This is a genomic window from Achromobacter sp. HNDS-1 (assembly GCF_040084795.1).
Lineage (GTDB): Bacteria > Pseudomonadota > Gammaproteobacteria > Burkholderiales > Burkholderiaceae_B > Achromobacter > Achromobacter ruhlandii.
Genome location: NZ_CP157584.1, coordinates 6,202,605 through 6,215,473 on the forward strand (window position 1 = coordinate 6,202,605; position 12,869 = coordinate 6,215,473).

The window sequence follows — 12,869 nt, forward strand, 5'->3', positions numbered from 1 at the left end:
GGGCGCCCCGTCCATCAGGCAACGCATCAACGCCAGCCGTCGGCGTCGCGCGACCGCGACGCCGATCATCGGCGGCCGTCCTGGGGCGGCGGTCAGAAGCGCCAGGCGACACTCAGGCTGCCTGCGTTCTGGCGGTTGCCGCCGCCAAACTGGCCGTCATAGGCCACCCCGACGGTGGTCGAGGCCGTCACCCGCATGTCGATCCCCAGGCCGATGACGGCCGCGTCGCGCGCCAGGGGCGTGCCGGCCACCGTGAAAGGCGCGCTGCCGTTGAACGTCAAGGTAGTGGTGGGATCGAGATCGCCGAAAGCGTGGCGCCAGCCCGCCATGGCGTGCACGCGCCCAGGCCTGCCGGCGGATTCGAAGCGCGCCTCGCCACGCAGGCCCAGCGTGGTCATGGTGACGGCGTTGCGCTTGCTGTCGCCGTCCAGCGCCGCCGAACCGCCGGATTCCGAGAAACCGCGCGTGCGCAGGTCGCTGAAATCGACGCCGGCGAACGGCTGCAGCGCGACGCGGTCGTTCAGGGCGAGCCGGTAGCCCAGCTCGGTGAAAACCTGCGCGGTGCCGGCGTGATAGCTGGCCTTCAAGGTCTGGTTCAGTCCGGCCGCGCCGGTGTCGCGGCGCGTATCGATGGCGTGCCAGGTATAGGCCAGGCCCGCGGTCCATTCGATCTGGCCCGCGCCCGCCTGGAAGGCCTTGCCGCCGTAGATCGTGGCGCTGTAGCTGTCGATGTCGGCGGTCGAGGCGCGGTCGCGCAGCGAGGCATGGCTGCCGGTATAGCCGAGGGCGCCGCCAAGGCGCCAGCCGCCGCGCAACGCACTGTCGCCACCAACGAACAGGCCGCCGTCGGAATTGCGTACCCGGGCGGCGTTGCCGTCGTCACGCAGGCTGCGCCAATTGCCGAATGCCTGGGCCCAGAGCGGTTGGGCCGCCGAGCGCGGCAAGGCAGCGCCGTCCCTCGTGGCGCCGGCGCTGTCGCGCTGCGCGGTGGACGCGCCGGGTGTCTGGCCGGCATACAGATTGGCGCGCAGATGATCCACGGGAAGGCTGGCCACGGTGTCGGCGACGCCCCGCAGCACGGCGGTGGCGCTGGCATGCATTTCGCCCGACAAGGCGTCGAAGGCGGCCGGCGGCGCGCCCGAGGGCAGATTGAGCACGCGGGCGTAGACCGGGTTGTCTTGCGGCAAGGTTTGCACGGCGTTGGCCGCCGCGCGCTGGTTGCGGGTGAGCGCGGCGTCGGCGAAGCGGATCGGGCGCGTGCCGCCGCCGTTGTTTCCGTTACCACCATTGCCGCCGTTCTCGCCGTTGCCCGAGCCGGGGTCGCCAGGCACCTGCTTGAGCGGCATCCGCAGCGTGACGGCATTGGCGTCGTAGCTCAATTGCGGATCCAGGAAGGCGTAGTTGCTGGCGACACTGCCGAAGCGGCCGGTCACGCCGCCGGCCGCGGTCACGATGACATAGTCGCGCGCCGTGCTGAAATTTCCATCCGGCCCGATGTGGACGACCGATCCGCCCAGCGTGGCGGTGCCGCCGACGACGATGCGGTCGCTGGCCGTCGAGCCGGGATCGACCTCGACCTGATACACCGAACTGGGCGCAAGCGTGAGATTGCCCGACACGTTGAGGGTGCCGATGGAGTTGCCCGGCGCGATGACGCCGCCGGACGCGACGATGACGCCGCCAATCGTCCCCTGTCCGCCAAGGCTGGCGCCGTTGGCCACGGTGACGGCCGCCGGCAGGACCGCCGCCGCATGGGTCGCATCGCCCACCACCAGCTTGCCTGCCCGCAGATCAAGCGCGCCAGCGTAGGTACTGACGCCATTCAATGTCAGCGTGGCCGCGCCCGTCTTGACTAGCGCGCCGTTGCCGCCCAGCGCGCCCTGCAGCGTCAATGGTTGCAGCGTTTCCAGCGTCCCGCCGCCGGCGCGCACCTGCAGCGGGCGCGTGGCAACGATCGGCGCGGTGTTGCGCAATGTGCCGCCGTCCAGGGCCAGGGAACCGGCCGGGTCGCCAAGCGCGTCATCCGACGCGATGGCCAGCGTGCCGCCAAGCAGCGTCCATGACATGAGGCCGGTGGCGGCGCCTGTCAGCGTCCAGAGGCTGGCGCCGGACTTCTCCAGGCTGGCGAAGCCTTGATACTGCGCGCCGCTGCCCACCGCGCCGAGCTGGCCGACATTGAAGGTTGTGCTGGCATCGGTCGTATCGCCGCCCAGCGCCAACACGTCGCCGTTGGCGCCGGCGCCGCTGGTCGTGACGACGTTGCCGACGATGGCGGACCCGGCCGTCAGCGTCAGGCGGTTGCCGCCGCCACTGAGCTGCACGGCATTGGCCCGCGCGCTGAAGCTGCCTGAGCCGCCGACCAGCGTGCCGCTGTTGATGATCTGGACGCCGCCTTGCGCCACGACCGCCGCGCCGCCGCTCGCGGCTAGAAAGCTGGAGGACGATCCGGCGCTCCCGCCCTGGATCATGCCGGCGTTCACCAGCGACCCGCCGGTGTTGATGAAACGCACCCCCGCCCCGCCCTCGCCGCCCGCGGCCGAGGCGCCGAACGAGTTGCCGCCCGCGCCGCCCGAGATGAGCCCGCCCGCCGCGTTGTCGATGGCGGTGCCGTTGGCGACGATGCCATCGCCGCCCATGCCGCCATTGGCGCCTGCGCCGGCCGATGCGCCCCTTATGGTCGCGGAATTCATGATCGTTCCGCGATTGGCGAGCACGCCGGCGCCGCCGTTGCCGCCGCGGTTGCCCGCGCCGTTGTTGGCGGTGCCGCCGGCGCCGCCCTGCACGGTGCCGGCATTGTTGGACAGGGTTCCGTCGTCCACCAGGAATAGTCCCGCGCCGCCCGAGCCGCCGCTCGCGCCGACCCCGACGTTAGTATTGCCGCCCGCTCCGCCCAGAATGTCGCCGCCGTTGTTTTGGATGGTGCCGCCCGAAAGCAGCACGAGGCCGGCGCCACCGCCGCCGCCGCCGCCGCCCGCGAGGGTTCCGGCGGCGCCGTTGCCCCCGCGCACCTGATTGCCCGCGGTGTCCAGCGTCGCGCCAGGCGCGGTCAGGACGAGCCCGCCCTGCCCGCCACCGCCGCCGCCGCCGCCAGCGTTGAAGCCTTGCTCCTCGCCGGCCTCGCCTGCCTCGCCAGACACACTGCTGGACAATACCGTGCTGGCACTGCCATTCAGATTGCCGCCAAGGTTCGGCGTACGGCTGTTCCCTCCCCGACCACCCGGGCCGCCCACGGACGCGGCGCCGCCGCCGCCGCTCCCGCCCGAAGTCAGGTCGTTACCGTACAAGAAGCCCCCTATTCCGCCGGCGGCGGAGCCGGAGTTGCCGCCATTGGCGCCCGCGCCGGCAGCAGTCGACGGCGTCGCACCGGCGCCGCCACCGCCGCCATCGACGGGCGTGGTCGGCAGGACGCCGCCCTGGCCGCCGCCGCCACCGCCGCCGCCGCCCGCCAGTCCTCCCGCCCCGCCGCCGCCGCCATTGCCGTAGCTGGCGTTGGCGCCGGTGCCGCCCTGGCCGCCGGCGGTGGCGATGTCGCCGGGGGCGGCGAGCGCGGGCAATGGCGCCGTGGTGGAAAGGATGGCGATCGGCAATACCAGTCGATGGATGGCGTTGTTCTTCATATTGCGCGAGCGTTGGGGGCATGCGGCGGATCGATCCGCGGCCGCCACGTTGGAGGATGTGCGCCTGACAGCGCGCCGGGGCACCGGCGCCAAGGTCATCAAATCGATGCCGATTGTAAAAGCTGGGCGGCAACCCTGGCGAAATGTTGCAGTTGTGGATTTCCCCATGGCCGGCGGCGCGCGCCTGTCCAGGCGTCGCCGCCGCATTTGCGGTCCTTGCAGGGGAACAACGCCTGGCCCGAGGCGCGCGGGTTCACGCCGACGGTGCCATAATCCTGCGCTCCGGCGGCACACTCCACCGCATCCCGCATCAGGTCGCCCATGCCCTCTCCTTGTCCGCTTCATGCCCTGCTGGACGCCGTGCCGCGGCGCTATCGCGTGGCAGGCGACGCCGCCGCCGACGTGGCGGCTGGCCACGCGGCGTCGTTGGCGCAAGTCATCGGCCGCCTGCAAGCCACGCTGGCGGCCGGCCAGGAACCGGACCCGTCGCTGCGCGATGCCTTCGTCGTCTCGCTCGACGGGCTCATCCGCGAGGCCCTGAGCCCGCGGGACGCAGACCCGGCGTTCCAGGCCGCGGTGCTGGCCTATCGCCTGCCCGTGGTGCGCGAGTACCTGGCGCTCGATGGCGGGGCGGCGGCCGACCGGCGCAGAGTCCGGGCCGTGGTTGACGCATGGGCGCATCCCGGCAAACCCGCGCGCCTGGCGCCCGGCGATGCGAACACCCAGCTCGCGCAATTGCACGCGGCGGCCAGGGCGGCGGACTGGTGGCGGGTGGCCGAACTGGCGCGGAACCTGCCGCTGCTGGCAGAGGTGGCCATCATTGACGACCTGGCTTCGGCCTTGCGCGCCCTGGACGCCGATCCGGCCTTGGCCCGATTGTGCCGGATCGAAACCCTGGCGCGCGATCCGCAGGTATGCCGCTATCGATCGCTGCGCGCCCAACTCGGCCCGCGCGCCGGCAGCGACGAGGCCAGCGCCCAGGCCCGGCTCGCCCGGCAACGCGGCGTCATGGTGGAAACGTTGGCGGCGCGCGCGCTGGAGGCCGTCGCGGCTTACCTGGACCGAGTGGAGGCAGCCGCCACGGCGGGCGATGCCCCGCGCTATCGTGTCGTGACTTCGCTACGCGTGCCAGCCGGCCTGGCGGCCGAGGCGGATCGGGCCAAGTCCGAATGGGACGCGGTGCTGCTCAGGCGCGTCGACCCGGCGCAAGTGACGGCGGTCCGCGCGCAGGCAGGCGCCACGGCGACGCCCGCCGATCCGGCGGCGCTTTGGGATATCTGCCTGGTGATCGAAGCCAAGGCCTCGGTCGAGGCGGCCACCACCGACCTGCCGCGTTTGCTGCGCGGGCTGCGCCTGCTGGCGAGCGCGCGGCCGGATCAGGCATATGCGTTCTCCACCCAGCAAGGCAGGGTCCAGGTGCGGGGGGCATCGCTGGCGGCATTGCCGGTCACGGAAGCGGCGCTGGCCGAGCGGGTGCTGTATTGCAGCGACGCGCCAGCCGATGCCCCGCATGCGGGGCTGCACGCGGCCAGCCGGACGCAGTTGCTGTCCGCGCCCTCCTGCCTGGCCTATGCCGCCGCCTTGAGCGAAGGCCGGCCGGTGGACCCGGACGATCTGGCGCCGCTCTGGCAGGCGTTGCGGCACGATGCCCGTTGGCGGCCGGCGCTGAATCTGGCCGCCACGCGTCAGTTGGCGCGATCCTTGATGGTGCATCCGGACGACCTGGTGGCGACCGTGGCGAGCCTGTCCAGGCCGGCGGGCGCGTCAGCTTGAGCGCGGCCGGGGCGAGAACCCGGCATAGCGTTGCGCGGCGGCCGGCGCGCCGCGCCACGATGGCCTGCGATGCGCCGCAACCAGGGCGCGGCATGCAGGACGCTCATCAGCGCGTACATGACGGGCATGCCGTCGAGCCAGGCGGCGCCCTCCCCGCCACACAGCCCCGGGATGGCGCCGGCGCCGCGCAGGGTGCCCCACAGTGCCATCAGCGCGAAGATTGGCGTGGCGGCCAGGCAGAGGCCGTCCGCGACGGCGGCGATGCGTGCCCGGACGTTGGTCTGGGTGACATAGTGCGGTCGCGCGGCCTGGGGCGGGGAGTAACAATGCTGGCGCGATTGCGGACGACCCCGCCTCGGCGCGCCGTGGGCGGGATCGGGCACAATGCGGTTTTTGCCCGGCCTTCGCATGCGCCCTTCCGCCCCGCCCTCCTCTGCCGCGTTGCCCGCCGTGCCAGCGCGGCCGGTCGCGCCGCTGGACCCGTCGTCGCTGGACGCGGCGACCGAGGCCGCGGTGCGCGCCCTGTTGCGCGAAGGCAGTTCGGCCAATACCGAAGCCGCCTACCGCACCGCCATGCGCTACTGGGCGGCCTGGTATGCCCTGCGTTTCGGCCAGCCGCTGACGCTGCCGGTCGCGGCGCCCGCGGTGATGCAATTCGTGGTTGACCATCTGCGGGTCCAGGGCGCCGACGGCCTGCATCACGGCCTGCCGGAGCCGATCGACCAACAACTGGTGGCGCAGGGCGTCAAGGCGCGGCCCGGGCCGCTGTCCTTGAATACCGTGCTGCACCGGGTGGCGGTGCTGTCCAAGGCGCACGCCCTGCAGGAACTGATCAACCCCTGCCGCCACGAGCAGGTGGCGACGCTGCTGTCGCGCGCCCGGCGCGCCTATGCCCGGCGCGGCGAGCTGCCCGCGAAAAAGCCGGCGCTGACCCGCGCGCCGTTGCAGGCGCTGCTGGACACCTGCGATGACTCGCTCGAAGGCTTGCGCGACCGCGCCCTGCTGCTGTTTGCCTGGGCCAGCGGCGGGCGGCGACGCTCGGAGGTGGTGCGCGCCACCACGGCCAATACGCTGCGCACGCCGCAAGGCTATCTCTATGCGCTGGCGCATTCCAAGACCAACCAGGGCGGCGCGGCGCACGCCGACAATATCAAGCCCATCGTCGGCGCCGCCGCGGCCGCGCTCGACGCGTGGCTGGCGGCGGCCGGGATCAGCGAGGGCCCGCTGTTCCGCCGGGTGCGGCGCGGCGGCGTGGTGGGCGAACCGCTGGCCGCCGCCGCGGTGCGCGACATTGTGGTCAAGCGCAGCCGGCTGGCGGGGCTGGCCGAACCGTTTTCGGCCCACAGCCTGCGGTCGGGCTTCGTCACCGAGGCCGGGCGCCAGAACGTGCCACTGGCGGAAACCATGGCCATGACGGGACATGCCAGTGTCGCCACCGTGATGGGCTATCACCGCGCCGGCGCCGCCACGCAGTCGCGCGCGGCGCGATTGCTGGAGAACGGCGAAGTGACGCCGCCGGACGCCTGAACCGCCCTGGCGCGCCGGCCAATCCGCCGGGGACCGCCGGCGGGCACGCCCCCGTTTCGGCTCTGACGCGCACTTGAATACAATGGCGGCTGCCGGCGCCAGGGCGCGCCGCGCGTGCCCCGAGGTCCAAGCCTGCTGTGTCTTCCCTGCGAATCAATCTGCGCGGCCTGGTGCTCGCGCTCACGGTGTTCAGTGCCGTTGCCGCCACCGCCAATGCCCTGTATGCCAGCTACCGGCTGCAGCGCGAACAACTCATCGCCAACACCTTGGAAGCCAATCGCGTCTACGCGGCCAAGCTTGCCGAAAGCGCCGGCGATTTTCTCAAGGCGGCGCAGCGTCAGCTGGGCTACAGCGCGCGCCACATCGCCGGCAACATGGACGCGCCGGCCGTGCTGGCGGCCGAAGTGCTGAGGGTGCAGGAGCAGAGCGACAGCTTCAATTCCGTCGGCGTGGTGGGCGCCGACGGCCTCATCCTGGCCACCACGCAGAACTTCCGCACTTTCCTGGGCACCCGGGTCGATACCCCGGGCAGTCGCGTCGCGCTGCGGTCGCGTCATCCGGAAATCAGCAAGCCCTACGTATCGATCGCGGGCAACCTGATGATCAACCTGTCCTATCCGATCATCGCCGCCGATGGCCGGTTCCTGGGCTATGTGGCCGGCAGCCTGCATCTGCGCAAGGCTAGCCCGCTGGAGGACATGCTGGGGCGTCATCCCTATACCGACGGTTCCTATCTGTACGTGGTGGATGGAGACGGACGGCTGATCTATCACGCCGACCCGGACCGGATCGGCGAGGTGGTGACGGGCAACCCGGTGATCGACGCGGTGGTCGAGGGCCAGGCCGGCGCCCGGCGCCTGGTCAATTCGCGCGGCGTGGACATGCTGGCCGGCTATGCGCCGGTGCCCAGCAGCGGCTGGGGCGTGGTGGCCCAGCGCCCCACCGCCGTGACGCTCACCCCGCTTGACGGCCTGCTGTGGGCGCTGCTCGGCTATGCCGCGCCGCTGGCCGTGGTGTTCCTGCTGGCGATCTGGTGGTGCGCGCGGCAGATTTCGCTGCCGCTGTCGCAGCTGGCCACCAACGTCGAACACCACGACGTGGCGGTGGCGATGCAGCGCGTCAAATCCGTCAGGGCCTGGTATTTCGAGGCTGAACGCCTCAAGCGCGCGGTGATCTGGAGCTTTACCAGCCTGCAGGACAAGATCGGCAAGCTCAACCTGGCCAGCATCACGGATCCGCTCACCGGACTGCGCAACCGACGCGGCACCCAGGATGCGGTGGATCATCTGCAGACCAGCGGCACGGCGTTCTCGGTGGTGGCGCTGGACATCGATCACTTCAAGCGCGTCAATGACACCTATGGCCACACCGTGGGCGACCAGGTGATCCAGGGCGTGGCCCAGCTGATGCGCGACGGCTCGCGTCCCGGCGACATCCTGTGCCGCAACGGCGGAGAGGAATTCCTGATTCTGTTGCCCGAGGTGGGGGCGAACGAGGCGGTGATCGTGGCCGAGCGGCTGCGTCAGCGCATCGCCGATCGCGACATCGACCGGGTGGGCGGCGTCACCGTGTCGGCCGGCGTGGCGCAGTGGCCGACCTGTGGACCGGACGTGACGCAAGCATTCCACGCCGCCGACGCCGCGCTCTACAGCGCCAAGCAGCAGGGCCGCAACCGGGTGGTGCTGCACGCCGCTTCGTAGCGGCGCGCCGCTACGGCGAGGTCAGCAGCGCGCGGTAGTGGCTGGCCACGGCCGCCGCCAGCAGGCCGCCGATCACGGCCACGTGCTCCAGGGCAAAGAACAGCGCCAGCCTGCCCTGGGGGCCGGGCAGTCGCCAGAAGGCGTGCACGATCACAATGGTCAGCAGCAGGAACAGGCCCAGCGCGGCCGCCGCCAGCCACATGGCGCGGTCGGCGAGGATCAGCGCCGCGCCGGCCAGCATCAACACGGCCACCGCGCTATTGAACAGCCACGCCGGGTGCAGGCCGGCGGCGCGCATTTCGGCCATGCCGCCAGAAAAATCGATCAGCTTGGCGGCGCCGGATGACAGAAAAAGCGTCGCCAGGCATAGCCGGGCGATGAACCAGAGCCAGCTGCTCTCCAATAGCGATTCGATGAACTGCGGTGTCTGCATGCGTGTGTTCCTGATAGGCGGACGCGCCCGCCGGAGCCGTTCGGGATAGTGCTCCGGGTTGCCAAATGGGGCGCGACGGACTATAAGACCTCAACCTAACTTGAGGTCAACACCATGACGGCGGACAAGCCGATCGATATCACCCGCGTCATGACCGTGGGCGAAGTGGCGCGGCGCAGCGGCGTGCCGGTTTCCACGATCCACTTCTATGAGTCCAAGGGGCTGATCCACAGCTCGCGCAGTGACGGCAACCAGCGGCGCTTTCCCGGCATCGTGCTGCGCTACATCGCCATCATCAAGGTGGCGCAACGCACCGGCATTCCGCTGGAAGAGATCCGCGAGGCCATGGCCCGCTTTCCGCAGGACAGCCACAAGCTCACGCCGGCGCAATGGAAAGCGCTGTCATCGCAGTGGCGCGCCAACCTGGACGAACGCATCCGCAAGCTGACCCGGCTGCGCGATGAGCTGGACAGCTGCATCGGTTGCGGCTGCCTGTCGCTGCGGGACTGTCCGTTGCGCAATCCCGACGACGTGCTGGGCCGCGATGGGCCGGGTCCACGCATCCTGGAACGTCCCTAGCGCGCCGGCCGGCGGTGACGCCCGGCGCGGCCTCGCCCGCGCGGCCTGGCGCGACCGGATCGGAGATAAAGCGCATTAATTTCGGTTAGTTGCGCAACCGCTTGTGTTCGATTGCAATAGTGTTGCGGACGCCGCGAAGATAAGCACACGCAGGCGTCCCGGCCGGGTTTCAGGCCCTGTAATTACAGTATCCTGCGCGCACAGACACATCGCATCAGGCCGGTTCACCCGTATGCTGTGCAGTAGATTTTCGATTAAGTCGCTCGAGCGCTATTTCCTGATACTGGCGGCCGGCGTATTGCTGCCGATGTCGGTCCTGACCGCGATCCTGCTTATCCAGAGCCGCGCCGCCTACGTCGCCACCTCCGACGCCCTGCAGGCGTTCAAGGTGGTGCGGGCCACGGTCATCGCCATGGAAATGGTCTCGGCCGAACGCGGTCCGATGAACGCCGCGCTGGGCGCCGACCATCCCGTCAGCCAACGCCTGCGCGATGCGCTGCAGGCGGCGCGCGAGCGCAGCGACACCCGCATCGCCGACCTGCTGGCCCTCTATCGCGCCCCGCTGCGGCCGGACAGCGCCCGGGAATTCACCAACATCCAGCGCATCCGCTACGCCCTGCTCAAGGCGCGCGAAGATGCCGATGCCCTGATCGCGTCGCCGCGCGCCGAGATGTCTGGCCAGCACGTGCTCGACGTGGTCGACGGCATGGTGGCGCTGGTGCCCGAACTGCAGATGGCCATGGCCGACAGTGTCGGCGTGGTGATGCAATACGAGCTTGACGCGCCGCAGCTGCTGACGCCGGCGCTGCTGGCCAGCGACCTGCGCGAACAGGCAGGACTGCTGGGTTCGACCTTCACGCCCGCGCTGGCCAAGCAGCGGCGCCTGACCGAAGCGGATCAGTTCCGCATGGAGCGCGTGCTGGGCCGCATCGACCAGTTGCGCGACCTGCTGGACGCGCGGCTGGCCCCAAGGCCGGATCTGCGCGCCTCGCAGCTCTATTCTGAGATGCGAACCCTGTATTTCGGCGAAGCGCTGCGCTATCTGGAGCGGGTGCGCGACACTGCCGCGCTGCGACCGGAAGGGGCCGATGTCACGGCGGCCGAGCTGGCGGCGACCTATGTGCCGCTGATGCAGGCCATCACCCAGTTCCGCGATCTGATGCTGGACGAAATGGAACAGCGCATTCACGCGCACCGTGCCGAGGCGATCCGCCTGCTGCTCACCACCCTGTTCGCGGCCGCCGCGCTGGCGGCCGCGCTGATGCTGGCGCTGCGACAATTCCGGCGGCGCGTGATCCGGCCGTTCGTGCAGGCCACCCGCATCATCGGCGCCATCGCCGACGGCGCGCAAGTCGCATCCATTCCGGTGGGCAAGTACCGCGGCGAAGTCGACGGCATGTTCACGGCATTGAGCGTGCTCAAGGACAATGCCGCGGCGCGCCGTCAGGTCGAACGGGAACGCGACCGCCTGATCGTCGACCTGGCGGTCATGGCCGAGACCGACTTCCTGACCGGCCTGCTCAACCGCCGCGCCTTCGAGAACCGCTTCGAGCAGACGCTGGCACAGTGGCGCGGCGAGCACGCCGTGCTGGCGTTCATCCTGTTCGATATCGATGATTTCAAGGGCATCAATGACACCTACGGCCATGCCAGCGGCGATGCGGCGCTGAAGATCGTGGCGGATCTGTGCCGCCAGACCTGGCGCCGCGGCGATGTGGCGGCCCGTGTCGGCGGCGAGGAATTCGCGGTGCTCTGCCACGCGCCGACATCCGGCCACGCGATCGAGATGGCCGAGCGCATGCGTGTGCGCATCGCCCAGGCCAGGGTGGCGGCCGAAGACGGCACGGTCTTCACGTTGACGGCCAGCTTCGGCGTCGCCTGTGTGGCATGGCGCCACGCCGCGGCGGCCGACACCCTGTTCCGGCGTGCGGACGAGCTGCTGTACCGCGCCAAGACCGAAGGCAAGAACCGCGTGGTGCTTGGCGATATCACTTGAAACTGGCCGAGGCCCATAAAAAAACGCCGCATCGTTGATCGATGCGGCGCTCGTGCTTCGGGTTGGCGCGGGTCAGGCGGGAACACTGGCTGCGCTGCGTTCCTGCGCCGGTTCGGCAGGCGCCGGATGCGATGTGGTTTCAGGATCCGGACGGGTGTCGGGTGCCTTCCAGTTCAGCGGCGGAATCTCGAAGCGCGTCTTCTTGCTGATCGGTTGGGACATGTGCGTACTCCTGTGTGCGGTGTGGGCCTGCCCCGCGCAGGCGCACGACTCGGGTAACCAGCGCGCCCGGGATGCTGGCGGAAATGCGGGAAAAGCATCAGGAACGGGCGCCAGGGGCGTGGCCCTGGGACGTCGGGCATGGGGTGCGGCGGCGTGCCGCCAATCGGCGGTGCAGCGCGGGGCTGCATGCGGGGCGCGGTAAAAAATGCCAGATTGTTGCGCGACGAAGAAATCATTTTAGTCCTAATTGGACGATATTGCAAGCAATTTGAAGGCTGGCTATGTATCCGGATGGAGCAGGCAAAGGGGGGCGGCGGCCGCGTTCCTTGCCGGATTGCGCGCCGGTCGATCCTGCGCGCAACGGATTGACACCCGAGAACGATCGTTCTAGCATGCCTCCATTCATATAGAACGATCATTCTCCATGCCCTCCCCGACGCTCCCTTCCGCCGACGACGTGCGCCAGCGCCTGCTGCGGACCACCGAAAACCTGATCTACGCTGGCGGCATCCACGCCACCGGCATGGATCTCATCGTCAAGACCTCGGGCGTGGCGCGCAAGCGCGTGTATCAGTTCTACCCGAACAAAGACGCGCTGGTGGCCGCCGCCCTGCGGGCGCGCGACGAACGCTGGATGCAATGGTTCGTCGCGGCGACTTCGCGCGCGGCCGAACCCCGCGCGCGCCTGCTGTCCATGTTCGACGCCCTGCGCGAGTGGTTCGCGTCCGACGATTTCCGCGGCTGCGCTTTTCTCAACGCCGCCGGCGAGATCGGCGACGAGGCCAGCCCGGTGCTGGCTGTCGCGCGCGAACACAAGGCGCGCCTGCTGGACTACGTGCGCACGCTGACGCGCGCCGCCGCGCTGCCGGACCCTGACGATGCCGCTGACCAGTGGCTGGTGCTGATCGACGGCGCCATCGCCGTGGCGCTGGTGGCGCGCGATCCCGCCATCGCTGACAGCGCGCGGCGGGCCGCCGCGATCTTGCTGAGGTAAGGCGCGCGTCCCTTTTCTTCCCCCACCA

Annotated in this window: 10 protein-coding genes; 6 read left to right on the top strand and 4 right to left on the bottom strand. The window is 70.2% G+C overall.

Annotated features, from left to right (window positions below; genetic code table 11):
• Nucleotides 1–92: 92 nt before the first annotated feature.
• Together ABFG95_RS28590 and ABFG95_RS28595 are read right to left on the bottom strand one after the other, a co-directional pair.
• Nucleotides 93–3,617: an autotransporter domain-containing protein gene (locus tag ABFG95_RS28590; RefSeq protein ID WP_348995232.1), complete on the bottom strand. Its 3,525-nt coding sequence runs from the start codon at nucleotides 3,615–3,617 to the stop codon at nucleotides 93–95.
• Between the two features lie 98 nt (nucleotides 3,618–3,715).
• Nucleotides 3,716–3,940: a hypothetical protein gene (locus ABFG95_RS28595; RefSeq protein WP_139122082.1), complete on the bottom strand. Its 225-nt coding sequence runs from the start codon at nucleotides 3,938–3,940 to the stop codon at nucleotides 3,716–3,718.
• On the opposite strand from ABFG95_RS28595, the gene ABFG95_RS28600 reads away from it, so the two are divergent.
• From ABFG95_RS28600 to ABFG95_RS28610, 3 genes are all read left to right on the top strand, one after another.
• Nucleotides 3,939–5,390 carry a 3-deoxy-D-arabino-heptulosonate 7-phosphate synthase gene (locus ABFG95_RS28600; RefSeq protein WP_348995233.1) on the top strand — a complete coding sequence of 484 codons (1,452 nt, stop codon included), beginning with the start codon at nucleotides 3,939–3,941 and terminating at the stop codon, nucleotides 5,388–5,390. The genes ABFG95_RS28595 and ABFG95_RS28600 overlap by 2 nt on opposite strands.
• A 408-nt stretch (nucleotides 5,391–5,798) precedes the next feature.
• Entirely contained in the window at nucleotides 5,799–6,917 is a 1,119-nt protein-coding gene (locus ABFG95_RS28605; protein WP_278990672.1) for a tyrosine-type recombinase/integrase, read from the top strand.
• Between the two features lie 137 nt (nucleotides 6,918–7,054).
• Nucleotides 7,055–8,617, top strand: a complete 1,563-nt coding sequence (locus tag ABFG95_RS28610) for a diguanylate cyclase (protein WP_341461490.1) — start codon at nucleotides 7,055–7,057, stop codon at nucleotides 8,615–8,617.
• Between the two features lie 10 nt (nucleotides 8,618–8,627).
• On the opposite strand, the gene ABFG95_RS28615 is transcribed toward ABFG95_RS28610, so the two are convergent.
• Nucleotides 8,628–9,050 carry a DoxX family protein gene (locus ABFG95_RS28615; protein ID WP_059270580.1) on the bottom strand — a complete coding sequence of 141 codons (423 nt, stop codon included), beginning with the start codon at nucleotides 9,048–9,050 and terminating at the stop codon, nucleotides 8,628–8,630.
• Nucleotides 9,051–9,164: 114 nt separating this feature from the next.
• On the opposite strand from ABFG95_RS28615, the gene soxR reads away from it, so the two are divergent.
• Nucleotides 9,165–9,629, top strand: coding sequence for a redox-sensitive transcriptional activator SoxR (gene soxR, locus ABFG95_RS28620; protein WP_049073633.1), 465 nt, complete (start codon nucleotides 9,165–9,167; stop codon nucleotides 9,627–9,629).
• 232 nt (nucleotides 9,630–9,861) lie between these two features.
• Entirely contained in the window at nucleotides 9,862–11,625 is a 1,764-nt protein-coding gene (locus ABFG95_RS28625; RefSeq protein ID WP_348995234.1) for a GGDEF domain-containing protein, read from the top strand.
• A gap of 72 nt (nucleotides 11,626–11,697) precedes the next feature.
• Here the strand turns inward: ABFG95_RS28625 and ABFG95_RS28630 are convergent, their stop codons facing one another.
• Complete coding sequence (locus ABFG95_RS28630; protein WP_156326874.1) at nucleotides 11,698–11,847, bottom strand: hypothetical protein; 150 nt, start codon at nucleotides 11,845–11,847, stop codon at nucleotides 11,698–11,700.
• 424 nt (nucleotides 11,848–12,271) lie between these two features.
• Between ABFG95_RS28630 and ABFG95_RS28635 the strand changes: the two genes are divergently transcribed.
• Entirely contained in the window at nucleotides 12,272–12,841 is a 570-nt protein-coding gene (locus ABFG95_RS28635) for a TetR family transcriptional regulator (RefSeq protein ID WP_054418065.1), read from the top strand.
• Nucleotides 12,842–12,869: the final 28 nt, after the last annotated feature.